This is a genomic window from Nonomuraea marmarensis (assembly GCF_043197025.1).
Classification (GTDB): Bacteria; Actinomycetota; Actinomycetes; order Streptosporangiales; family Streptosporangiaceae; genus Nonomuraea; species Nonomuraea marmarensis.
The window spans coordinates 286,954-310,156 of sequence record NZ_JBICRM010000002.1 but is presented as its reverse complement, the minus strand read 5'-3'; the positions used below and the strand labels follow the sequence as shown (position 1 = coordinate 310,156).

General features: G+C 70.1%; 20 protein-coding genes. 12 read left to right on the top strand and 8 right to left on the bottom strand.

What is annotated here, in order from left to right:
- Nucleotides 1-4: 4 nt before the first annotated feature.
- On the top strand, nucleotides 5-1,252 hold the full coding sequence (locus ACFLIM_RS04425) for a glycoside hydrolase family 18 protein (RefSeq protein WP_393162135.1): 1,248 nt from the start codon (nucleotides 5-7) through the stop codon (nucleotides 1,250-1,252).
- 48 nt (nucleotides 1,253-1,300) lie between these two features.
- Here the strand turns inward: ACFLIM_RS04425 and ACFLIM_RS04420 are convergent, their stop codons facing one another.
- The gene (locus tag ACFLIM_RS04420) at nucleotides 1,301-1,936 is read right to left on the bottom strand and encodes an MOSC domain-containing protein (protein ID WP_393162133.1); all 636 of its coding nucleotides are present in this window, start codon (nucleotides 1,934-1,936) and stop codon (nucleotides 1,301-1,303) included.
- A 137-nt stretch (nucleotides 1,937-2,073) separates the two neighbouring features.
- On the opposite strand from ACFLIM_RS04420, the gene ACFLIM_RS04415 reads away from it, so the two are divergent.
- From ACFLIM_RS04415 to ACFLIM_RS04405, 3 genes are read left to right on the top strand one after another with little or no spacing between them, the layout of a single operon-like run.
- Nucleotides 2,074-2,562, top strand: coding sequence for a hypothetical protein (locus ACFLIM_RS04415; RefSeq protein ID WP_393162131.1), 489 nt, complete (start codon nucleotides 2,074-2,076; stop codon nucleotides 2,560-2,562).
- The gene (locus ACFLIM_RS04410; protein WP_393162129.1) at nucleotides 2,559-3,698 is read left to right on the top strand and encodes a sensor histidine kinase; all 1,140 of its coding nucleotides are present in this window, start codon (nucleotides 2,559-2,561) and stop codon (nucleotides 3,696-3,698) included. Before ACFLIM_RS04415 ends, ACFLIM_RS04410 begins: the two co-directional genes overlap by 4 nt.
- Entirely contained in the window at nucleotides 3,695-4,363 is a 669-nt protein-coding gene (locus ACFLIM_RS04405; protein ID WP_393162127.1) for a response regulator, read from the top strand. The genes ACFLIM_RS04410 and ACFLIM_RS04405 overlap by 4 nt, the downstream gene beginning before the upstream one ends.
- Before the next feature lie 5 nt (nucleotides 4,364-4,368).
- Here the strand turns inward: ACFLIM_RS04405 and ACFLIM_RS04400 are convergent, their stop codons facing one another.
- The 3 genes from ACFLIM_RS04400 to lepA all read right to left on the bottom strand — a co-directional run bounded on the left by ACFLIM_RS04400 (nucleotide 4,369) and on the right by lepA (nucleotide 7,116).
- Nucleotides 4,369-4,611 (bottom strand): hypothetical protein, encoded by a 243-nt coding sequence (locus ACFLIM_RS04400; protein ID WP_393162125.1) that lies wholly within the window; start codon nucleotides 4,609-4,611, stop codon nucleotides 4,369-4,371.
- A gap of 173 nt (nucleotides 4,612-4,784) precedes the next feature.
- Nucleotides 4,785-5,276 (bottom strand): GNAT family N-acetyltransferase, encoded by a 492-nt coding sequence (locus ACFLIM_RS04395; RefSeq protein WP_393162123.1) that lies wholly within the window; start codon nucleotides 5,274-5,276, stop codon nucleotides 4,785-4,787.
- A 10-nt stretch (nucleotides 5,277-5,286) separates the two neighbouring features.
- Complete coding sequence (lepA, locus tag ACFLIM_RS04390; RefSeq protein WP_393162121.1) at nucleotides 5,287-7,116, bottom strand: translation elongation factor 4; 1,830 nt, start codon at nucleotides 7,114-7,116, stop codon at nucleotides 5,287-5,289.
- A 55-nt stretch (nucleotides 7,117-7,171) separates the two neighbouring features.
- Between lepA and ACFLIM_RS04385 the strand changes: the two genes are divergently transcribed.
- From ACFLIM_RS04385 to ACFLIM_RS04360, 6 genes are all read left to right on the top strand, one after another.
- Nucleotides 7,172-8,161, top strand: a complete 990-nt coding sequence (locus tag ACFLIM_RS04385) for a glycoside hydrolase family 18 protein (RefSeq protein ID WP_393162119.1) — start codon at nucleotides 7,172-7,174, stop codon at nucleotides 8,159-8,161.
- A 153-nt stretch (nucleotides 8,162-8,314) separates the two neighbouring features.
- Nucleotides 8,315-8,584: a 30S ribosomal protein S20 gene (gene rpsT / locus ACFLIM_RS04380; protein WP_393162117.1), complete on the top strand. Its 270-nt coding sequence runs from the start codon at nucleotides 8,315-8,317 to the stop codon at nucleotides 8,582-8,584.
- Nucleotides 8,585-8,760: 176 nt separating this feature from the next.
- The gene (locus ACFLIM_RS04375) at nucleotides 8,761-11,832 is read left to right on the top strand and encodes an ABC transporter permease (RefSeq protein WP_393162116.1); all 3,072 of its coding nucleotides are present in this window, start codon (nucleotides 8,761-8,763) and stop codon (nucleotides 11,830-11,832) included.
- Entirely contained in the window at nucleotides 11,829-14,399 is a 2,571-nt protein-coding gene (locus ACFLIM_RS04370) for an FtsX-like permease family protein (RefSeq protein WP_393162114.1), read from the top strand. Before ACFLIM_RS04375 ends, ACFLIM_RS04370 begins: the two co-directional genes overlap by 4 nt.
- Nucleotides 14,396-15,316: an ABC transporter ATP-binding protein gene (locus tag ACFLIM_RS04365; protein WP_393162112.1), complete on the top strand. Its 921-nt coding sequence runs from the start codon at nucleotides 14,396-14,398 to the stop codon at nucleotides 15,314-15,316. The genes ACFLIM_RS04370 and ACFLIM_RS04365 overlap by 4 nt, the downstream gene beginning before the upstream one ends.
- Nucleotides 15,309-16,001, top strand: a complete 693-nt coding sequence (locus ACFLIM_RS04360; protein ID WP_393162110.1) for an ABC transporter ATP-binding protein — start codon at nucleotides 15,309-15,311, stop codon at nucleotides 15,999-16,001. The genes ACFLIM_RS04365 and ACFLIM_RS04360 overlap by 8 nt, the downstream gene beginning before the upstream one ends.
- On the opposite strand, the gene ACFLIM_RS04355 is transcribed toward ACFLIM_RS04360, so the two are convergent.
- Complete coding sequence (locus ACFLIM_RS04355; protein ID WP_393162108.1) at nucleotides 15,964-17,274, bottom strand: MFS transporter; 1,311 nt, start codon at nucleotides 17,272-17,274, stop codon at nucleotides 15,964-15,966. The two genes, ACFLIM_RS04360 and ACFLIM_RS04355, sit on opposite strands and share 38 nt — an antisense overlap.
- 68 nt (nucleotides 17,275-17,342) lie before the next feature.
- On the opposite strand from ACFLIM_RS04355, the gene ACFLIM_RS04350 reads away from it, so the two are divergent.
- Together ACFLIM_RS04350 and ACFLIM_RS04345 are read left to right on the top strand one after the other, a co-directional pair.
- The gene (locus ACFLIM_RS04350) at nucleotides 17,343-17,846 is read left to right on the top strand and encodes a MarR family winged helix-turn-helix transcriptional regulator (RefSeq protein WP_393162106.1); all 504 of its coding nucleotides are present in this window, start codon (nucleotides 17,343-17,345) and stop codon (nucleotides 17,844-17,846) included.
- A 67-nt stretch (nucleotides 17,847-17,913) separates the two neighbouring features.
- Nucleotides 17,914-19,062 (top strand): epoxide hydrolase family protein, encoded by a 1,149-nt coding sequence (locus ACFLIM_RS04345; protein WP_393162104.1) that lies wholly within the window; start codon nucleotides 17,914-17,916, stop codon nucleotides 19,060-19,062.
- A 10-nt stretch (nucleotides 19,063-19,072) separates the two neighbouring features.
- On the opposite strand, the gene holA is transcribed toward ACFLIM_RS04345, so the two are convergent.
- The 3 genes from holA to ACFLIM_RS04330 are packed head-to-tail and all read right to left on the bottom strand — an operon-like array spanning nucleotide 19,073 to nucleotide 23,198.
- Entirely contained in the window at nucleotides 19,073-20,044 is a 972-nt protein-coding gene (gene holA, locus ACFLIM_RS04340) for a DNA polymerase III subunit delta (RefSeq protein WP_393162102.1), read from the bottom strand.
- A gap of 48 nt (nucleotides 20,045-20,092) precedes the next feature.
- Entirely contained in the window at nucleotides 20,093-22,648 is a 2,556-nt protein-coding gene (locus ACFLIM_RS04335) for a ComEC/Rec2 family competence protein (RefSeq protein ID WP_393162100.1), read from the bottom strand.
- Nucleotide 22,649: 1 nt separating this feature from the next.
- Entirely contained in the window at nucleotides 22,650-23,198 is a 549-nt protein-coding gene (locus ACFLIM_RS04330; RefSeq protein ID WP_393162098.1) for a helix-hairpin-helix domain-containing protein, read from the bottom strand.
- Nucleotides 23,199-23,203: the final 5 nt, after the last annotated feature.

The following is a 23,203-nucleotide window of genomic DNA, read 5'->3' as shown; positions in this document are numbered from 1 at the left end:
CTCCGTGAAGAAGAAGATCCTGATCACACTCTCGCTCTTACTCGGCTTCACGGCGGTCTCCGTGCCCGCCGAGGCCCACACCGGCTTCAAGCGGGTCGCGTACTTCATCCAATGGGGCGTCTACGGGCGCAACTACCACGTCAAGGACGTGGATACCACGGGCGCCGCGGCCAAGCTCACGCACCTGAACTACGCGTTCGGGTTCGTGAACGCCGAAGGCGCTTGCTATTCGGCCGACCCGTGGGCGGACTGGCAGCGGCCGGTGCCCGCGGAGCAGAGCGTGGACGGGGTCGCGGACGCGCCGGGCCAGGCCCTGAATGGCAACCTCAACCAGCTACGCAAGCTCAAGGCCAAGCACCCCGGCCTCAAGGTGCTGATCTCGCTGGGCGGCTGGACCGGGTCGAAGTACTTCTCCGACGCCGTCCTCACCGACGGCTCCCGGGCCGCGCTGGCGCGCTCGTGCATCGACCTGTGGTTGCGCGGCAATCTGCCGGGGCTCGAGGCGGGGGCCGGGGCCGGCGTGTTCGACGGGATCGACCTGGACTGGGAGTGGCCCGGCTCGTCGGGCGCCGAGGGGAACGTCATCCGGCCCGAGGACAAGCGGAACTTCACGTTGTTCGTGGCGGAGTTGCGGTCGCAGCTCAAGGCGTTCTCGGGGGCCGCGCAGCTCACGGCCTTCCTGCCGGCCGCGGCGGCGAAGATCGACGCCGGGTTCGAGGTGCGGAAGGTGTTCGAGAAGCTCGACTTCGCCACCATCCAGGGGTACGACCTGCACGGCACCTGGGAGCCGCAGACCGGCCACAACGGCAACCTGTTCACCGACCGGCGGGATCCCAACCCGGTGAAGTACAGCGTGGACCAGACCGTACGCGACTACCTGTCCCGGGGGGCGCCCGGGCGCAAGATCGTGGTCGGCGTGCCCGCGTACGGCCAGGGCTGGACCGGGGTCTCGGCCGGCGGCAACGGCCTCTACCAGCCCGCCACGGGACCGGCTGCGGGCAAGTGGGGCGCCGGGACCGAGGACTACAAGGACCTGGTGTCCAAGCCCGGCAAGCGCTACCGGGACCTGCGGACCGGGGCCCTGTGGCTGTACGACGGGAACGAGTTCTGGTCGTATGACGATCCGGCGATGCTGGTGGAGAAGGCGGCGTACATCCGGCTCAAGGGGCTGGGCGGGTCGATGATGTGGTCGATCGACCAGGACGACGCCCGGGCCTCGCTGACTTCGGCGCTGTACTCGGTGCTGCGCTGAGGACCTGGCCGGGCGCGCGCTTCCTACCCGCCCGCCCGGCCACCCACCTCACCCCGCCTGGTCACCCAGGACCCGCTCAGCCATCCGATCCCACTCATCGTCATGCCCGGGAACGGCCAGGATGCGGCCGAGCGCGTCGCGGTCCCCGTGCCGGGCCCGGAACCAGTCGCCCACCGTCACCCCCGCCTCAGGCCGGGAGACGAGCTCGACCTCGTCCCCCACGCCCAGCTCACCGAGCTCCACCACCCTCAGGTACGCCCCCGGCCGCCCCGCCTCCGTGAACCGCTTGACCCACCCGGGCTCGTCCATCCAGTTGCGGAACACCACGCACGGCACCCGAGGCCCGCTCACCTCCAGCACCGCGCTGCCCACCCGCCACCGCTCCCCGATCAGGGCGCCGTTGACGTCGAGGCCGGAGGTGGTGAGGTTCTCCCCGAACCGCCCGTCGCGCAGCTCCCTGCCGAGCTCGCCCTCCCACCAGTCGTAGTCCTCCCTGGCGTAGGAGTAGACGGCGTGGTCGAGCGACCCGTGGTGCTCCTTGTCGGCCCGCTCATCACCGGCCAGCCCGTTGGCGAGCACCTCCACCCGATGCGTGACGACCCGCTTGTCGATCGCCGTACGCCCCATCTTCCCCGCCCACTCAGCCTCGACCGGCCTGCCCACGTTTACCGAGTGAATGCGCATACCTGGACGGTAACCGACAGTCCGTTCTCCGAGCGACCCAATTCCCTTTGACCTGGGCCTCCACCCTGGGGTGGAGATCCCCGCCCTCAACCCTCAGACCGATCCGGTACGACCCCCGCCTCCCTACCGTCAATCCCGTGCAAACCATCCAGATCTCCGTTCTCGTCCTCCTCGCCGTCGCGTTCGTCATCTACCGCCAGTTGCAGGCCCGGCCCACGGGCAGGACGGCCATCTTCTACATCGCCGGCGGCATGATCGTCGTCGGCCTCGTCTCGGGCGGGCTCATCGACCCCGGGCACGTCGCGCTCAGCGTGATCATCCTTCTCGTGGAGGCCGTCGCCGCCGTCGCGCTCGGCGTGTGGCGCGCGTCGACCGTGCGCCTGTGGCTGGACGACTCCGGTGCCCCCTGGTCGAAGGCCACGGGCTGGACCCTGCTGGCCTGGCTGGCCGCGATAGCGGTCCGCCTCGGCCTGTATTTCGCCGGGAACGCCCTCGGCCTGACCCCCTCCACCGGCGGCATCCTGCTGTTCGTCGGCCTCACCGTCGGGGCCCAGTCGTATCTCGTCGCCCGCCGGGGTCGCGCGCTCGCCGGCACGGACAGGCGACCGGATACGGTCGTGGGGTGAGGCGTGCGCTGTCCGGAATCGTCCCCACCGCGCTGCGGTTGGGGGCGATCGTCTTGCTGATCGTGGTGCCGCTGAGTGCGACCTCCGCGCCGGGCCTCACCGGCACCGCGCTGGCCGTCACCCTCTTGACGGCCGCGCTGGCGCTCACCATGCTCGCCCTCGTGCTCCTGTCGCTGCGGAACGCGCACGAACCACCCGGCGTGTCATGGTGGAAGTCGCTCCGGTCGCCGCGGCAGGCGCCGCAGCCCGTCGCGCTGATCGCCCTCGGCCTGGCCGTGATCCTCTCCGTCGCCCTCAGCACGATGACCCACGGCGGCCCGGCGGTCGGGGCGCTGCTCATCAGCGTCAGCCTGGTGGTGACCCGCTTCCCCCTGCGCCAGTCGTTGCCCGTCGGGCTGCTGGCCATCGGGGGCCTGCTCATGGCGGGCGTGCTCGCCGGCGACCCGACCCAGAACCTCACGCTCATCCTCGGCAACTGCCTGATATTCCTGATCTCATATGCCGCGAAGCAGCGCAAGGCCACCAGGGCAGCCGAGGCCCGAGAAGCCGTGCTCGCCGAACGAGCCAGGATCGCCAGGGAGATCCACGACATCCTCGCCCACTCCCTGTCCGCCCAGCTCGTCCACCTGGAGGGCGCCAAGCTGCTGCTCCGCGCGGACCGGTCGGCCGAGGCGCTCGACCGGGTCACCCACGCCCGCGACCTGGCCAAGTCGGGGCTGGAGGAGGCCAGGCGCGCGGTGTCTGCGCTGCGCGAGGACCCGCCCGCGCTCCCCGTGGCCCTGCGCAGGCTGGCGGAGGACTTCGAGAGCGCCGCCCACCAGGCCTGCACGCTGCGCATCTCCGGCCCCGAGCAGCGGCTCGCACCGGAAACGGAGCTCGCCCTGGTCCGCACCGCCCAGGAGGCCCTCACGAACGTACGCCGGCACGCCCCCGGCAGCCCGGCCACGGTCGAGCTCGAGTGTGATCCGGCCTGGTGCGACCTGCGCATCACCAACCCCGCCTCCGCCGAGAAGGGCTCGCCCGGGGGCGGGTACGGCCTCGTGGGCATGCGCGAACGCGCCGAACTCCTGGGCGGCACGCTGTCGGCGGGCGAACGCGACGGCGGCTTCCTGGTGCACCTGAAGGTGCCCTCATGACCAGGGTGATCGTGGTGGACGACCAGTCCGTGGTGCGTGAGGGCCTGGTGTTGCTGCTCGGCCTGCTGCCGGAGATCGAGGTGGTCGGCTCGGCGGGCGACGGCGAGGCCGCGCTCCGGCTGGTCGAGGAGCAGCGGCCGGACGTGGTGCTGATGGATCTGCGCATGCCCCGCATGGACGGCGTGGAGGCCACCGGGCGCATCCGCTCCGCGTACCCGGACACCCACGTCGTGGTGCTCACGACGTATTCCGACGACGAGTCCGTCTTCGCCGCGCTGAGGGCGGGCGCGCGCGGCTTCCTCACCAAGGACGCGGACGCCGAGGACATCGCCAGAGCCGTCGCCACGGTGGTGCGTGGCGACGCCCAACTCGACCCCACCGTGCAACGCCGCCTCCTGGACACGATGTCACCACGCCCGACCCAACGCCCGACGCCTCCAGAGGTGTACAGGGGTGACCTTCCCGACGGCCTGACCCGGCGCGAGGGCGAGGTGCTGGCGCTCATCGCCGGGGGCCTGTCGAACGCCGAGATCGCCACCCGCCTCTACATCACGGAGGCCACCGTCAAGACCCACATCAACAACCTCTTCGCCAAGGCACACCTGCGCGACCGGGCCCAGGCCGTCACGTACGCGTTTCGCCACGGCGTAGCCCATCCCCACTGAGCGGCTCACCCCGAGTTGAGCTGCGACTCGGCATCGAACCCGGCCAGTTGTAACAACGTCTCCAGGGCCGCCTGCCTGGTCTCCTCGACCGAGTCCCCGCGCTCCCCGAAGCACTCGGCCGCCACGTCCAGCAGCGCCGTCACCACGGCCGCGTCGGGATAGGGCACGTCGACGAGCACCGTGCCATCCTCCCCCTCCTCGCCCGCAGTCAGGTGAAGCCTCAGCAGCCGCCGAGTCTCCTCAGCCACAGCGACCCCCAACACGGCGGCACGCTCGAATCGCTCAGAAGCAGTCACGTCACCCTCCAGTCGCACTGGTGTTCGGAACAGAAAGGTAGACGACGGCACCGACAGAAACGCCGCGATGGGCTGGTGCTGGTCCTGGTGGGGTACGTGGTGAGCGCGCGTCAGGGTGACAACGCTCAGGCGACGTAGACGTCGCTCGGCACGCCCCCGTACGGGATCGTACGGTCCTTGTGCATGCCCGCTTTTTCCGCCACCCTGCGCGACGGCAGGTTGATGTCACGGATCACCGCCACGACGGGCCCGAGCCCTTCGCCCACCCGCAGCGCCGCCTCCACCAGCTCCAGCGCGTAGCCGTGCCCCCAGGCCGAGGGGCGGAATCGGTAGTAGAGGTTGAGCACCTCGTCGCCGTCGAGGACCGCGCGGCGCAGGCCGCCGAAGCCGATCACGCGCGACTCCCCCACCAGCCGCGCCGCCCAGTAGCCGAGCCCGCGCTCCGCCCAGTCGGCCAGCCAGAGATCCAGCATGGCCCGGCTCGATTCGACGTCAGGAGTGGGGCCCGCGGGGTTGTACACGTTCGTCCGCGGGTCGGAGTGGATCTCATGGACGGAGATGAGATCGTCGGCGGTGACCCGAGAGAGCACCAGCCGCTCCGTTTGCACCACTTCCATGCATTCCAGGCTACTTCTTGGCCTTGTCGACGCTGGAGTCGGTGGACAGCGCGGCGACGAAGGCCTCCTGGGGCACCTCCACGCGCCCGACCATCTTCATCCGCTTCTTGCCTTCCTTCTGCTTCTCCAGCAGCTTGCGCTTACGGGAGATGTCACCGCCGTAGCACTTGGCCAGCACGTCCTTGCGGATGGCGCGGATGTTCTCGCGGGCGATGACCCTGGCCCCGATCGCGGCCTGGATCGGCACCTCGAACTGCTGCCGCGGGATCAGCTCGCGCAGCTTCTTCGCCATCTCGACGCCGTAGCCGTACGCCTTGTCCTTGTGCACGATCGCGCTGAACGCGTCGACCGCCTCCCCCTGCAGCAGGATGTCGACCTTGACCAGGTCGGCCTCCTGCTCCCCCGCGGGCTCGTAGTCGAGCGAGGCGTAACCGCGGGTGCGCGACTTGAGCTGGTCGAAGAAGTCGAAGATGATCTCGCCGAGCGGCAGCGTGTAACGGATCTCGACCCGGTCTTCCGACAGGTAGTCCATGCCGAGCAGCTGCCCGCGCCGCCCCTGGCAGATCTCCATGATCGCCCCGATGAACTCGGCCGGCGCCAGGATCGTCGACTTCGTCACCGGCTCGAAGACCTGCGCGATCTTCCCGCCCGTGGGGAACTCCGACGGGTTGGTGACCGTGAGCTCCTTCCCGTCCTCCATGACCACGCGGTAGACGACGTTGGGCGCCGTGGAGATCAGCGACAGCCCGAACTCCCGCTCCAGCCGCTCCCGCACGATCTCCATGTGCAGCAGCCCGAGGAACCCGACCCGGAACCCGAACCCGAGCGCGGCCGACGTCTCCGGCTCGTAGACCAGCGCGGCGTCGTTGAGCTGCAGCTTGTCCAGTGCCTCGCGCAACTCCGGGTATTCGTCGCCGTCGATCGGGTAGAGCCCCGAGAACACCATCGGCTTCGGATGCTCGTAACCGGCCAGCATCTTGCTCGCGGGCTTGACCGCCGAGGTGACCGTGTCACCCACGCGCGACTGGCGCACGTCTTTCACGCCGGTGATCAGGTAGCCCACCTCGCCGACGCCCAGGCCGCGCTCGGCGATCTTGGGCTCGGGCGAGATGACGCCGATCTCCAGCGTCTCGTGGGTGGCCATCGTGGACATCATCAGGATGCGCTCGCGCTTGCCCAGGTGACCGTCGATGACACGGACGTAGGTGACGACGCCCCGATAGGTGTCGTAGACCGAGTCGAAGATCAGCGCCCGGGCCGCCGCGTCGGCGACGCCGATCGGCGCGGGCACCGTCTGGACCACGTGGTCGAGCAGTTCGCGCACGCCCTCGCCGGTCTTGCCCGACACCCTGAGCACGTCGGACGGGTCGCAGCCGATCAGCCCCGCCAGCTCCTCGGCGAACTTCTCCGGCTGTGCCGCCGGCAGGTCGATCTTGTTGAGGACGGGGATGATGTGCAGGTCGGCGTTCATGGCCAGGTAGAGGTTGGCCAGCGTCTGCGCCTCGATGCCCTGGGCCGCGTCGACCAGCAGGACCGCGCCCTCGCACGCCTGCAGCGACCTGGACACCTCGTAGGTGAAGTCGACGTGCCCGGGGGTGTCGATCATGTTGAGCACGTGGCCGTCCCACGGCAGCCGCACGGCCTGCGACTTGATCGTGATGCCCCGCTCGCGCTCGATGTCCATCCTGTCGAGGTATTGGGCACGCATGGAGCGGTCGTCGACCACGCCGGTGATCTGCAGCATCCGGTCGGCAAGCGTCGACTTGCCATGGTCGATATGCGCGATGATGCAGAAGTTGCGGATCAACGCGGGGTCGGTCTGGCCAGGCTGAGTGCGCACCGAAGTCCGTTTCGACAGGGTTGAGGTCAAGCGTCTTTCATGGTGACATGCCCGGGTGATAGCCCGAACCGTCATCCGCCGCGGCTTACGCCTGCTCGCGCTTGCCTTGGTCGTCGTAGTCGCGCTGGTCGGCCTCCTCGCCGCCGCGCTTCGCCTCCAGTTTACCGGTGCCCCGGCAGGCTGGGCGAAGAGCACGGGCAACGACGCCCTCTGGCTGGGCCACGCGTGGGTGGACGGCCGCCGCACGGAGCGCGACGTCGAGCAGTTAGCGGTACGGCTGCGCGCCACCGGCATCAAGGACGTGTACGTCCACTCCGGCCCCTTCGAGTGGGACGGCCACCTAGATCCCGCCAAATACCCCAACGCCGGAAATTTCGTGAAATGGATGCATGAGCAGCTCCCCGCCATCCGCGTTTCCGCCTGGCTGGGACAGAGCGTCAAGAACGGCCTCGACCTCGACGACGCCGAGTCCCGCCAGAACGTCCTGGCCGGGGTGGCCGCCATCATGAAGCAGGGCTACGACGGCATCCACTACAACTTCGAGCCGATCGGCGACGGCGACACCGAGTTCCTCGACCTGCTGGACAGGACCAGGCAGTACACGAGGCTGGTGTCCACCTCGACCCCGCAGATCGAGCCGTACCCCTTGATGCGCCTGACCGCCAGGGCCGTCCTGTCCCACGACAAGTACTGGTCAGAGGGTTACTTCAAGCAGGTCGTGGACCGGGTGGACCAGGTCGCCGTCATGACCTACGACTCGTTCACACCGCTGCAGTCCCTCTACGGCGGCCACGTGGCGCGCCAGGCCGAGCTGGCGCTGGACCTGGTCCCCGACTCCAAGACCCTGTACATCGGCGCCCCCGCCTACCACGACCACGCCGTCCCATGGGTCGACAACGCGGAGAGTGTCGCGATGGCCGCCGAAGGCGCCAAGCTGGCCGTGTCGGAGCACGGCCGTCGCGAGCGGTTCGGGCTGGCCCTCTACGTGGACTTCGCCGCCACGGACGAGGACTGGCAGGAGTACATGAGGCGCTGGATGGCCTGAACTACCAGTACACTGGTCGGTGGACCCATTTGCCCAGGCCGGTGATTTGAGTAGCCGCCTGGATTATTGGTAATCTGTTCAACTGCGTGTGGCGCGCCCTCTCATCGAGCCCGCGCGCCCCATCCATCACTCAGACTTCACCGAGGCTTCTTCGTGGCGAACATCAAGTCCCAGATCAAGCGCAACAAGCAGAACGAGAAGGCTCGCCTGCGCAACAAGGCGGTCAAGTCCTCTCTGAAGACTGCGGTCCGCAAGTTCCGCGAGGCCGCCGAGCAGGGCGACGTCGCGCAGGCCGCCGTGCTGCAGCAGGCCGCAGCCCGCCAGCTCGACAAGGCCGTCAGCAAGGGCGTCATCCACAAAAACCAGGCCGCCAACCGCAAGTCCGCGATCGCCAAGCAGGCCGCGGCGCTGGCCGCCAAGTAAAACCAGCGCATCTGAAGCGCCGCACTCCCTCAGGAGTGCGGCGTTCTCGTTTTCGCACCCTTTTGTCACGGTTTCGATATCACACAGGCGTATCGGGTGCGTCACCGTTGCAAAGATCGCCTTGCTCTCGATCCCACATCTGCCCGAAGGTGCACTAAACGGGCGAAGGGGGACACATGCGGGGGCCGTTGGTCGTCAAAAGGGCGTTCAGCGAGCCGCTGCTCCTCCTGGCCGCGTTCGGGTCGATCCTGCTGGCCACCACCACGCTGGTGGCGCTGACCATGTACGCCTCCTCCATCGCCGACGCCGGTGTGCGCAGGACGATGGAGACGGCTTCGTACCGGCAGACCGCCGCCACCATCAGCGCCCCGGTGACGGCGGACACGTTCCCGAAGTTCGACCAGTCGGTACGCGCCGAGCTCGGCAAGGCGTACACCAGGCCGCCCGCCATCACCACCAGCTTCCGCTCCGACTCCTACGCCATGCCGGGGCAGGAGCGGCAGAAGCTGCCCGAGCTGCTCAGGTTCGGCAGCTATGACGGGCTGGACCGGCACGCCAGGCTCGTCTCCGGCGCCTGGCCTAAGGCCGGTGAAGGCCCAATGGATGGGCCCGTCGAGGCCGCGATCTCGTTGTCGGCGGCGTCGGCGACCGGGTTCGAGGTGGGCCGGGAGTTCACCACGAAGGGGCGGCTCGACCCGCGTCCCGTCGACGTCCGCATCGTCGGCGTCTTCCAGCTCAACGACCCGTTCGGCGAGCGCTGGGCGGGCGAGCAGCTGCTCAGCCGGGGGGTGGAGCGGGGCGAGTTCACCACGTACGGGCCGTTGATGGTGCCGCGCGAGACGTTCGTCGCCCGGTTCGCGACCAGTGTCAACGCCACCTGGACCGCCGAACCCGACCTGCGCGCCCTGACCCCCGACCAGCTCCGCCCGTTGGCCGCCGCGATCGGCCAGGTGGGCGAGCGGCTGAAGGCGGACGGCTGCGCCAACTGCGTGGCCGCCAGCGGCCTGCCCGACATGCTCACCCAGCTCGACACCGCGTCCCTGGTGGCCCGCTCCACCATGCTGATCCCGGTGCTGCAACTGCTGTTGCTGGCCGCGTACGCGCTGATGCTGACCGCGCGGCTGCTGGCCGACCACCGTCGTATGGAGGTGGCGCTGTTGCGCTCGCGCGGCGCGGGCACGCTGCGGCTGGCGGCGCTGGCGGGGAGCGAGGCGCTGCTGGTGGCGGTCCCGTGCGCGGTCGTCGCGCCGTTCCTCGGCCCGCCGCTGCTCACCCTGGTCAACCTGCTGCCCTGGATCAGGGCCTCCGGGGTACGGCTCGCGCCGTCCGCCGATCTGGGCACGTTCCTCGTGTCGTTCGGCGTGGCCGTGGCCTCGGCCGTGTTGCTGGTGTTGCCCGCGCTGGCGGGCGCACGGCGTACGTACGTGGAGGAGCAGTCGGCGCGCGGCCGCGGCGGCGGGCGCGGGCTGATCGAGCGGGCCGGCGCCGACGTGGCGCTGCTGGTGGTGGCCGGGCTGGCGATCTGGCAGCTTCAGCACTACGGCGCGCCGGTCACCGCGACGGCGGCGGGCGAGCTGGGCATCGACCCGCTGATCATCTCCGGGCCCGCGCTGGCGCTGCTCACGGGCGGCATGCTGGGGCTGCGGCTGGTGCCGCGCATCTCGAAGCTGGCCGAGAAACTGACCTCCAGGCGGCCCACGCTCGCCCCCGCGCTCGGGGCCTGGCAGGTGAGCAGGCGACCGCTCAAGTACGCGGGTCCCGCGTTGCTGCTGACCATGGCGATCGCGATCGGCGTCGTCTCCCTGGCCACCGCGTCCACCTGGCGGGCCTCCCAGCTCGACCAGGCCCGCCACCAGGCCGGGGCCGACCTGCGGTTGTCGGGGCCGCCGGACGGGCCTGAGCTGGGGGCGCTCGGGCGTGGCACGGCGTTCACCGCGTTGCCCGGCGTCACGGCGGCCTCCCCCGGCTTTCGCGGGCAGACCGAGATGAGCGGCGAGAGCGCGATCCTGCTCGGCCTCGACGCGGGCAAGCTCGGCGAGCTGTTCCGGCTGCGTCCCGATCTGTCGGCGCAGTCGGTCGGGGAGATGTCGCGGGCGCTGGTCGGCGATCAGGCGGGAAAGCTGGATGTTCCCGGGCGACCGGCCACGCTCACCGTGCGGGCCGAGGTGGACGCGGACCTGCCGCTGCGGCTGGTGGTCTCCGACGCGCTCGGGGTCTGGCGCGACCTGTCGCTCGGCGTGCTGCGGAAGGGTGCCAACCGGATCGACCTCGACCTCAGGTCGCTGGCCGGGCGTACCGGGAAGATCACGTACCCGCTGTCGTTGCGCGGGCTCGTCGCGGGCGCGCCGCAGGGCACCGCGAACCTGACCCTGACCGGCCTGAGCGCGGACGGCCGGGAGGTGGCGGCGCCGGCGCTCTCGATGAAAGTGACGGGGACGCGTCCTACCGTGGCCACCTTCGCGCCGCCGCCGCCGACGGGACCGCTGCCCGTCGTGCTGACCGCCGACCTGGCCTCCTCGCTCAAGCTGGCCGTCGGGCAGGTCGGGCCGGCCAGCATCGACCGCAGGGTCCTCCAGGTCAAGGTCGTGGCGATCGTGGACACGATGCCCACGACCACCGCGGGGCAGCGAGCCGTGCTCGCCGACTGGGGGACGATGCAGGCGCACGAGCTCGCGGCGGCGCAGTTGCCCAGGCCCGCCACCGAGTGGTGGCTTGCGGCCAACGAGACCGCCGCCGCGGTCAAAGTGCTCAAGGGCCGGCCGGAGTGGGACGTCACCGCGCTCGACCAGAGCGAGCTGGCGGCCAAATTGCGGGACGACCCGCTGGCCAGCGGGTTGCAGGGGGCGCTGATGCTGGGGTTCCTGGCGGCGCTGGTGTTCGCGGCGCTCGGGTTCCTGGTGAACGCGGCGGTCGCGGCGCGGGAGCGGAAGGCCGAGTTCACGATCCTGCGGGCGCTCGGGGTGAGCTCCCGGCAGGTGCTCGGGTTGCTGGCGATCGAGCAGGCGTTCGTCATCGGGTTGTCGCTGGTGGCGGGCACCGGGCTCGCGGTGGTCGTGGGCGTGCTGGTGGTGCCGCACATCGTGCTGACCGGGCAGGCCTCGGCCGTCACGCCCGGCGTCCTGCTCGACATCCCGTGGGCGGCCACGGCGGTGATGCTGGTGCTGGTGACGGGAGTGTTGTTCGCCATCGTCGGCGGGCTGGCGCGTAACCTGCGCGGGCAAAGCGGCCAACTCGTGGAGGAACGGTGAGGATCGCACTGCTCGCCAGGGTGCACCTGGGCACGGTGGCCGTGCTCTTCGTGCTGACCTTGAGCGCCTGCCTGCTGGTCGCGGGCCTGCCCAGGGCGATGCAGGCGTCGTACGACGAGGCGATGCGCCGGTCGCTGAGCGGCGCCCCCGCCGTGCAGGCCGACCTGACGGTGACCGTGGCGTCGCGCTCGCAGGAGGAGGACCTGCACGAACGCGGCCAGTTCGACTCCCGCGACCGCCTCTGGCACGAGATCGTGCCGCCCGCGCTGCGCCCCCTGGTGGTCACCGGCGGCCACATGAGTGCCAAGACCGCGCTCACGCCGGTGACCGGGACCGGCGGCCTGATGTACATCAATCTGGGCTGGCTCTCCGACGCCGACCGGCGCGTGGACTGGGTGCGGGGCCGCGCGCCCGGCGCGCCCGCCACGATGCGGTACGAGGGCGAGACCATCCCGGTGTTCGAGGTCGGCATCGTCGAAGAAGCCCTGCGCGAGATGGACCTCCGGGTGGGCCAGACGAAGCTGCTCGGCGAGAACGAGTACGTCGCCGTGAAGATCGTCGGCGCTTTCCGGGCGAAGGACCCCGAGGACCGCTACTGGAGCCACAACTCCGACATCCTGCACGTCGCGAAGGTGCAGCCGCCGGGTGAGCTGGGGTTCGAGAAGCACATCACGACGCTGATGCCCGACCAGGGCCTGACCGCGCTGAGCGGTGAGGGGCGCAACCTGTTCTATCACTGGATCCTGCCGATCGGCGCCGGGGCGGCGAGTGCGCTGGCCGCGCCCGGCATCGACGCGGCGGTCACCGAGTTCGGGCGGGTGGTGGCGCTGCAGTCGTCCAGCACCGCCAGCCCCTACCGCCTGGAGACCGGGCTGCCCAAGCTGCTCGACGACTTCCTGGCCGCGCTGGCCACCGCGCAGACCGTGATGTACCTGGTGCTCGGCGGGCTGCTGGCGGTTGCGCTGGGCGTGATCGCGCTGGCCGTGCAGCTGCTGGCCGACCGGATGGATCACACGCTGACGATGGCACGGGCGCGGGGCGGGTCGTTGCGGCAGGTGGCGGGCACGGCCGCGGCGCTGACCGGGCTCGCGGTGGCGCCCGCCGCCCTGGCCGGGTACGCGCTGTCGTACCTCGTGCCGGGACCCGTGTTGCCGATCGTGCACGTGGGGCCGGTGCTCGTGGTCGTGGTGGCCGTGGGGTTCGCCGCCGCGCGGCTGGCCGTCACGCATCGCACGCCGCTGCACGAGCGCCGCGACGACGTGGCCGCCGCCCGGCCCTCCGCCAGGCGGGTCACGCTGGAGGTGCTGGTCGTCGTGCTCGCGCTGGCGGGGGCGTACCTGTTGCGGGCCCGCGGGCTGACCTCGGATCCGTTCTTGCTGCTGGTGCCGCTCGCGCTGACGCTGGCGGCGGCATTGGTCACGTTGCGCTGCTATCCGTACCCGTTGCGGCTGCTCGTACGGCTGACCGGGCGCGGGCGGGCGGCCGTACCGTTCCTGGGGTTGACCAGGGCGGCCAGGGCGCGCTCCGCGAGCGTGTTGCCGGTGCTGATCCTGCTGCCCGCGCTGGGCGTGTCGGTGTTCGCGGCGGTGATCTCCGACGGGATCGCGAGCACGCAGCGGGTGGCGTCCTGGGAACAGGTGGGGGCGCCGATCCGGATGACGTCGCGCATCGAGATCCCCGCCGCGCAGATCGACCAGGTCCGCAAGACCGCGGGGGTGGAGCAGGTGGTGCTCGCGCAGACAGCTCGGGTGCAGGTCGGGTACGGCGCCGAGCGGGCGGAGGCCATCGCGGTGGACGTGGCGCAGTGGCGGGCGATCCTGGGCGATGCTCCCGTCAGCCTGCCCGCGTTGTCGGATGGCGCGCTGGTTTCGCCGGAGCTGCGGGGGCGGGGGACGTTCGAGATCGGGTGGCAGTCGCGGGTGAAGCTCGCCACGCGAGGCGTGATCGACTCGGTGCCCGGGTTCTACACCAACGGCAAGTTCATCGTCGTGCCCTTGAGCGTGCTGACCCGGCCCGCGGTGAACACCTTGCTGATCAAGGGGGACGCCGCGCCGGCCGAGTTGGCGCGGCTCGTCCCGTCGGCCACGGTGGAGTCCCAGTCGCAGGCTCTTGAGGCCATCCGCGATGATCCGCTCACCTTCACGGTGCGGTGGACGCTGCTGGTAGTGACGGTGGCGCTGGCCCTGTACGCGCTGGCCGCCGTCGTCTTGTCGCTGGTGGTCGGGGCTTCCGAGCGGGCCAGGGCGGTGTCGTTCCTGCGTACGCTCGGGCTGTCCGACCGGCAGGCGCAACGGCTGACCGTGCTGGAGATCCTGCCCATGATCCTGGTCACCGCGCTGGTCGGGCTCGGCCTGGGCCTCGGCCTGCCGCCCGCGCTCGGGCCCGCCGTGGACCTGTCGTCGTACGCCGGTGACCTGCCCGTCGGCGGCTACGCGCTCGACCTTGTCATGCCCAGCGCGCTGGCGATCGGGCTGGCATGTGTCGCCGTGCTCGGCGCGTACGCGCACACCGCCATCAGCCGCCGTCGTAACCTCGGCGCCGTCCTTCGAGTGGGGGACCTCTCGTGAACGCGACCCTGCCAGAGCTGGAAGCCAAGGCCACGCGGAAGAAGGCCGCGTTCGGCGGCGACGCGCACATCGTGTGCGACAACCTCGTGCGCATCTACAAGACCGAGGGCGTCGAGGTCGTCGCGTTGCAGGGCCTGGACCTGGTGATCGACAAGGGCGAGCTGGTCGCCATCGTCGGCGCGTCCGGCTCGGGCAAGTCGACGCTGCTCAACGTGCTGTCCGGGCTGGACGTGCCCACGGCGGGGGTGGCCAGGGTGGCGGGCATGGATCTGCTGTCGATGAGCGCTCGTGATCGGCTGCGGTACCGGCGGTCGGTGGTGGGCTTCATCTGGCAGCAGACGGCCCGGAACCTGCTGCCGTACCTGTCCGCCGGGGAGAACGTCGAGCTGCCGATGAAGCTCGCCGGGGACCGGTCGCGAGATCGGGCTCTTGAGCTGCTGGAGTTGCTGGGCGTCGGGTACTGCGCTAACCGGAAATCTGGCGAAATGTCGGGTGGCGAGCAGCAGCGGGTGGCCATCGCCGTCGCGCTCGCCAACTCCCCGCAGCTCATCCTGGCCGACGAGCCGACGGGTGAGCTGGACAGTGAGACGTCGGAGCTGGTGTTCGACGCGTTGCGCAAGGCCAACAGGGAGCTGGGGGTGACCGTGGTCGTCGTGACGCACGATCCGCTGGTGTCGGAGCAGGTGGACCGTACCGTGGGCATTCGCGACGGGCGTACCAGCAGCGAGACGCTGCGGCGCGAGGACGCCGAGGGGCAGATCATCGCCGAGGAGTACGCCGTGCTCGACCGGGTGGGGCGGCTGCAACTCCCGCGCGACTTCATGAGCGCCCTTGAGATGGAACGCCGGGTACGCCTTGAGCTCGAATCCGACCATATCGGCGTATGGCCCGCCCGAGAGGAGCCGTCGAATGACTGATTCGCCCCTGGTCGTGGTGGAAGGACTGCGCAAGGTCTACCGGACCGGGCCCAAGGAGGTCGTGGCGCTGCGTGACGTGTCGTTCTCGGTGTTTCCCGGGGAGCTCGTCGCGGTCAGGGGGCGGTCCGGGTCGGGGAAGACGACCCTGCTCAATCAGATCGGCGGCCTGGACAAACCCGACGCCGGTCGGGTGGTCGTGGACGGGCACGAGGTCACCGCCATGTCCGAGGATTCCCTGCTGGAACTGCGCAGGGACGTGGTGGGGTTCGTGTTCCAGTCGTTCGGGCTGATCCCCGTGTTGTCGGCGGCGGAGAACGTGGGCGTGCCGATGCGGCTGGTGCGCATGCCGGTGGCGGAGCGCGAGGCGCGGGTGCGGATGTTGCTCGCTCTGGTCGGGCTGGAGCAGCATGTCAACCAGCGGCCGTACGAGTTGTCCGGGGGGCAGCGGCAGCGGGTGGCGATCGCCCGGTCACTGGCGAACCGGCCCCGGTTGCTGGTCGCCGACGAGCCGACCGGGCAACTCGACTCGCAGACCGGGCGGCAGATCATGGAGCTGTTGCGCGCGCTCGTACGTAGTGAGGGGGTCACGGCCCTGGTCGCCACCCATGATCCCAGCCTGATCACGCTGGCCGACCGGGTACTGGAGATCAACGACGGGGTCGTACGGGAGGCTGCTCTGGCTTGACGGTGGTGGCGGTCGGGCGTACCGGCTGGTTGGGGGCGGCGTCAGATTTGCCCGCGTTGGCGTTGCCGGCGGCGGCGACCAGCACGATGGCGGCGAGGTTGGCGGCGGCGACCAGCACGCCACCGGTCAGCGCCAGCGACGTCACCCCGGTCACACCGGCCAGCGGCACCGCCACCGCCAGCCCGAACGGCCGCGACGCGAACGAGATGAGCTGGTCGAACGAACGCACCCGCCCCAGCGCCGCTTCCGGAATCTCCTGGGCCACGACCGTCTCCCACAGCGGGCTGAGCAACCCCAGCCCGAACATCGCCACGAAGTACGCGCCCGCCATCACGGCGGCAGGCGCCGGCACGGCCAGGGCCACCAGGGGCAGCAGGTAACACGCGGCGCCCGCCTGGACCGCGACGAGCGGCCGGCGGATGGGCAGCCTGGGGGCGGCGAACACGCCCAGGACCATGCCGACCGTCCCGCTCTGCACGATCACCATCCAGCTCGCCTCGCCACCCAGCTCCTGTACGGCGGTCAGGGGGCCGAGCGTGAGGAAGAGCCCGGCCACGAAGTGCCAGACACCGTGACCGAGCACGCAGGCCAGGAACCACGGCCGTCCCTTGATCTCCTGCCACCCGTCGACCAGGTCCGTGCGGAAGGAGTGCTGCCGGTGGGATCCGGAGGTTGCGAGCTCGCCAGCGGACGAGGTCCGGCTCAGCCCAGGCGCCCGGCTCAGCCCGGGCGTGCGTATGCCGCCCAGGGTCAGGGCCGAGCAGGCGAACAACGCCGCCGTGAGCGCCGCCGCCCACCCAGGACCGGCGGCCAGCGTGATTGCCCCGGCAAGCGCGGGTGCGACGACGGCGGAGAGACTCGTGGCGACGCCGATACGCGCGTTCATCCGCAACCGGTCAGGACCGGGCACCACGGCGACCACCAACCTCGGCACGGCCGGGCTGCCGAACGCGACGGCCGCTCCCGCCACCGCCGACAAGAGGGCCAGATCAAGAAGGCGGTTCAGGCCGAGCAGCAGTTCGGCGGCGATGGCGGCCTGCGGCAGGCACCGGGTCAGGTCTGCGAGCAGCACGACCCGTGCCGGCCTGAGTCTGTCGGCCAGCACGCCGCCGACGGGAAGCAACAGCAGGAGCGGAACCATCTCGCTGGCCAGTACGATGCCGAGCGCCCCACCATCGCCCGTCGCGCGCAGCACCGCCAGGGTCAGGGTCGTGGGAATGAGGGCGGTCGCGAGCGCCGAGAGGCACCGCCCGATCAGAAGCCGGTTCACCATGGTCCATGACGGTATTTCGCTAGCTAATGTTTCGTCAACAAAATACTTGCTAGCGTATGATCCGTGAGATGGAGGACTCGGTCGATCGCCATCTGGCCCGCTGGCGCGGCAAGGCGCCCTTCAACGAGCAGGTGGAGGCGATCGTGACGCGCCTGCAGTTCCTCGTTAAGCACCTGTCCCATGCCAAGGAGGCGGCGCTGGCGGAGGTGGGGATGCAGGACTTCGAGTTCGAGACGCTGCACCGGCTGGTGGCGCGCGACGGGGCCGCGACGCCTTCCGAACTGGCCGCCGACCTGCTGTTGTCCCCGGCCGGGATGACCGGCCGACTGGACACGCTGGAGAGGTCGGGCCTGGTAGGACGGGTGCGCAGCACGGAGGACCGGCGGCGGGTGGACGTGGAGCTGACGCCCAAAGGTCAGGAGCTCTGGATGGAGGCGATGACGATCCTGGCCGAGGTCGAGGCCACCATGGTGAACGCCGTCACCCCCGCGGACCAGGCCATCCTGGACGACCTCCTCAAGCGACTCCTGACGAAGGCAGAGACCACCCGGGAGCTCGGTCGGCACCACTAATTCGATTGAGCCGGACGACCGCCCGATGGTAAGCCCATGGGGTGCTCCCGCCGATCGGAGGAAATGCGTGACCGTGACACCCTTTCGCATAGAGGTGCCCGACGAGGTGCTCGACGACCTGCGAGTTCGACTGCGCTGGACGAGGTTCGCCGATGGCAGTGGCGCGAAGGCGTGGGAGGCGGGGGCTGATCCGGCCTATCTGCGGGAGCTGGTGGCGTACTGGGCGGACGGGTTCGACTACCGCGCACGCGAGAGCGAGCTCAACAACCTGGCGCATTACCGAGGGCAGGGCCTACATTTCGTACGGATTGCCGGAGTCGGGCCAGCGCCGATGCCGATCCTGCTCTGCCATGGGTGGCCGAGCAGCTTCCTGGAGATGCTGCCCCTGGCGGCCCGCCTGTCCGACCCGGCCGGCCATGGCGGTGACCCGGCCGACGCCTTCGACGTCGTGATCCCTTCCATGCCGGGTTTCCTCTACTCCGACCTGCCCAAGGAGCCGCTCACGCGGGCGGCGATGGCGCGGATGCTGCACGCACTGATGACCGACGAACTGGGCTACGAGCGATACGCCGCCTTCGGGGGCGACATCGGCGGAACGGCCATCCAGTGGCTGAGCACGCTGTATCCGCAGGAGGTGGCCGGGATCCACCTGATCCATCCCCCGTTTCCCGCCTCGTTCGACGAACCGCCGATGTCGGGCGAGGAGCAGGCGTTCGTGGACGCCGAAGCCGCATACGACGAGAGCGACGGCGGCTACAGCGCCATCATGGGGACCCGGCCCGACACCATCGCCGCCGCCCTGATCGACTCACCCGTCGGACTGGCCGCCTGGATCATCGACAAATATCGCGACTGGAGCGACTGCCACGGGGACGTGGAATCCCGCTTCGACCACGACACCCTGCTCACCATCCTGACGCTGTATTGGGCGACCGGCTCGATCGGCAGGTCGTTCAGGCAGTACTACGACTGGAAGCACAACATCCCGCGCCAACCCATCACAGTCCCCACAGCCGTCACGCTCAGCCACGAGCCGTCCATGGCCGGAGTCCCCCGCTCGATCGCCGAACGAGCCTGCACGGATCTCCGGCACTGGACCGAACCAGGTCGCGGCGGCCATTTCCTGGCCCTGGAGGAGCCGGACCTGATCTGGAACGAACTGACAACATTCCTCCGCCCCCTACGGAACGATCCCGACAGCCGACCTCCACGATGAACTCCAGCCGCTACCGCCCTGTGCGGCTGGCCACGATGACCTGCACCGTGTGCTCCAACGCGTAAGCCGGGTCCGCTCCCCCACCCTTGACCTGCTCATCGGCACTGGCCACAGCCTGGATCGCCCTCGACAACCCTTCCGGCCCCCACCCGTTGAGCTGCCGTTTCACCCGGTCGGCCTTCCACGGCGGCATGCCGACATGGCTCGCCAGTTGCCCGCCCCGAAGGTTGCGCGGCGCGCTGCCGACCTTGGCCAGCGACCGCAACCCTCCAGCCAGCGCGCTCACCAGCAGCACGGGAGCGACCCCGGTGCCGAGCGCCCACCGCAACTGCTCCAGAGCATCGGCCAGCCGCCCCTCGACCGCGGAGTCCGCCACGTTGAATCCGGTGACCTCGGCCCGCCCCTTGTGATAGCGAGCCACGGCCGCCGCACCGACCGTCTTGTCCTCTGTGTCGAACATCAGCTGACTACAAGCCGCCGCCAACTCCCGCAGATCGTTCCCCACCGCGTCGAGCAACGCCTGAGCCGCGTCACCGGCAATCCCCCGCCCCGCCCGCTTGAACTCCCCCTTGACGAACTCCAGCCGCTCCCCGGCCTTGGTGACCTTGTCCACCGTGACCACTTTGGCCCCGGCCTTCTTCACCCCATCGACCAGCGCCTTCCCCTTCACCCCACCCGGGTGCGCCAGCACGAGCACGGTGTCGTCGGAGGGCCGCTTGGCATAGGTCACGACCTCGGTGATGACGTCCTTCGCCAGGTCCTGCGCCGACCGGATCACCACCACGGACCGATCGCCGAAGAGCGACGGCGAGGTCAGCTGCAGCAACTCACCGACCGCGACCTTCCCCCCCACCAGGTCATGCACGTCGGCCCCGGAACCACCGGCCCGCGCCGCCGCGACGACACCACTCACCGCCCGCTCGGCCAGCAGCTCCTCATCGCCGACGACCAGGGTCACAGGTGCTGGATCGGTTCCCGCCATGCCAGGCAGCATGCCATGCCCCACCGACAAGCTGGTACTCAACGGGGGCTACGGGCCGCGTGGAACCACTGCGATCTCCCCGTCTCGCTCCACCACGGCGACGTCGCCTGACTGGTCGGTCCGGTAGACGGTGGCTCCGAGGCGACGCAGGAGGGCGAGGGTGGACGGGGCCGGATGGCCGTAGTCGTTGTCGGCGCCCACGCTGATCAACGCGGCTCGCACGCCGAGCGACGACAGGAACGCCGGGGACTGCCTGTTCGATCCGTGGTGCGGGGTCTTGAGGATGTCGGCCCTTACGGCCAGCCGGTGCAGGAGTTGTTCCTGCGCCTCGGTCTCCAGGTCACCGCCGAGCAGGGCCGAGCCCGGCCGCCAGCGTACGTGGAGGACCACGCTGGAGTTGTTGATCGCGCTGCCCTCGCCCTGGCCGTTCGTTTCGCCCAGGGTGGGGTCGGGAGCGAGGACGGTCAACTCTGACGGGCCGAATCGCCAGCGGGTGCCCGGCGAGGCCGTCCATTCGGGTATTCGGCGGTGCGCCAGTGTGGTTGAGATATGTGCACTCGCTCGCGCGCCGGTCCGCTGGGGGCTGACGACCACGGCTCCTACTCGCCGGTTCCTGAGGACTCCCGGCAGGCCGTCCACGTGGTCGGCATGCGGATGGGTGAGGACGAGCAACGGCACGTCTTCGACGCCGACCCTACGCAGGCAGCGGTCCATGGCGACCGGGTCGGGACCTGTGTCGACCACGACGCCTCGACCCGGTCCGGACGCGATGATGAGGCCGTCTCCCTGGCCCACGTCGCACATCACCATCAACCATCCCCTGGGTGGCCATGGGCCCGCGATGGGTCTGACCACCAGCACCGCTACCAAGGCGGCTCCGGCCATGGTCAGTGCCATCGCCCGCCAGGCGCGGCGCCGCAGGATCGGGATCGCGACGGCCACCGTGATCGCGAGCAGCCCGAGTCCCGGAAGCCCGGCGGGCCAGGGCAAGGTGGCGAACGGGAGATTCACCGCCCAACGAGCGACCATGATGATCCACCCGACCGCGAAGCCGGCCGGGACGACCAGCAGCCGGGCGCCACCGGGCCATATGGGCGCCACGAGAGCGGCCCCGAAACCGAGCAGGGTCGCGGGGGCCACCGCTGGAGCCACGAGCAGATTGGCGACCACCGCGACAGGTGTGAGCTGTCCCGACATCAACACCAGAACGGGCGTCACGGCCACCTGCGCCGCCGCCGGAACGGCCACCGCCTCGGCCATCCAGCGGGGCAACCGGTACGGCGTCCTGGCGGCACCGGCCCCTGACCGATCTTTGCTCTGGCCACCGGCGGCTGGGGCTGAGCGTTGTCCACGGTCCTTGCGCCGGGGCTGGTCACCTTCGTGGCCCGGGTCGTTCTGGTCGTTCTGGGCTGACAGGCGGTCGCGCCAGCGTGGGGCGAGGATGAGGATGCCGGCGGTGGCCGTGACCGAGAGGGCGAAGCCGTAGGAGCGGGCCAGCTCGGGGGCGAACAGCACCAGCAGCAGGACCGTGGCCGAGAGGGCGGCGAGACCGTCTCGCGCCCGGCCCGTGCCCAGGGCGACGGCGGCTACCAGGCCCATGAGGAGGGCGCGGAGCACGCTTGGGGACGGGCGGGCGACCACGGTGAAGGCGAGCATCGCCACGGCGGCGAAGATCGCCCTTACGGACAGGGAGAGGCCGATCAGGCGGGAGAGTGCCAGGGCCGCGCCCGCGACGATCGCCAGGTTTGCCCCGCTTACTGCATTCAAATGGCTCAGGCCGGCTTCCCTGAGGTCGGAGGCCACTTGCGGGTCCATGCGTGAGACGTCGCCGACCACCAGGCCGGGGAGGAGACCTCGTTGGTCAGGAGGGAGGGTGTCGGCGGCGGATCGCAGGCCGGATCTGAGGGTGCCTGCTACCGTCTGGAGCCCGGATGGCGGTGTCAGGACTCGTGGTGGGCCTCGGACCAGGAGGATGCCCGCCACCAGGTCGCCGGGGGTCCGCTCCGCCAGGCGGCCGGTGACTTCGAGGTGCTGGCTGGGGAGGAAGTCCTGCCAGGCATTTCCGGTGGCGAAAACGGTGATGGGGACGTTGACGGCTTGCCTGGTCCCGGAGGTTTGGATGGTCTTCAGGATGGCCGGTGTCACGTAGCTGTCCTGGGTGAAGTGCCCGCCTTTGCTGGGTCGGCGTTCGGGGTCGTCCGTAAGGGCGATCTGGGCGGTGATGGTGGTGTTGTGCGCGGCCAGTTCAGGTGTTGGGCCTGTGGTCAGAGCCTGGATTCGGAAGGCCACGGACGCCGATGACGCTGCTGCGCAGACGAGTGTGGCCAGGGCGACGTTACGCCAGGCGGATGGCCTGGCCAGGGAGCGGGTGCGCCACGCGACGGCTGAGGCGCCGAGGGTTGTGATGATGGCGACGATCATGCCGGTGGAGGCGGAACAACTGAGCAGGGTCAGCGCGCTGGCCCAGGCGGCTATGGCGGGGAGAATGAGAGGCCAGGCGTGCTCGCGCCCCTCGGCGTCCGAGCCGGTACGCGCGGGGCCCGTACTCGGTGAGTCGGCGTCGGTACGCGCTGGGCGAGCCTCTCCGCTACGCGAGTACGACATATCAGACGCGCACCTTCGTCTTGATCTCGTCGTACTTTCGTGGACCGATGCCGCTCACCTCGCGTAGCTGGTCCACGGTGGTGAAGCCGCCGTGGCTGTCTCGGAATTCGGCGATGCGGGCCGCGAGGACCTCGCCCACGCCTGGAAGTTGTTCGAGTTGGTCGGTCGTGGCGGAGTTCAGGTCCAGCACGGCAGTGGCGGGGTCCGTGACGGGAACGCCGGGGGCTGCCGCGCCCATGGTGGCCCCGACGACGATCTGTTCGCCGTCGATCAGGCGTCTGGCGAGGTTGAGCGAGCCTGTGGAGGCGCCGCGTGAAACCCCTCCCGCTGCTGTCACCGCATCCGTGACGCGGGCACCTGAGGGAAGTAGATAGACGCCCGGTTTGCGGATCTTGCCAGCGACGTGGACGGTCACTTTGGTGGTGGCGGAAGGTGAAGGAGACGAGGGGGAGATCGGAATCGGAGGTGGCAATGGCTCGGGTGAGGGCTGGGATCGCCACGCGAAGAAGGCCGCGACGACTATGGCAAGAGCGCCGACGGCGAGCAGCACACGAA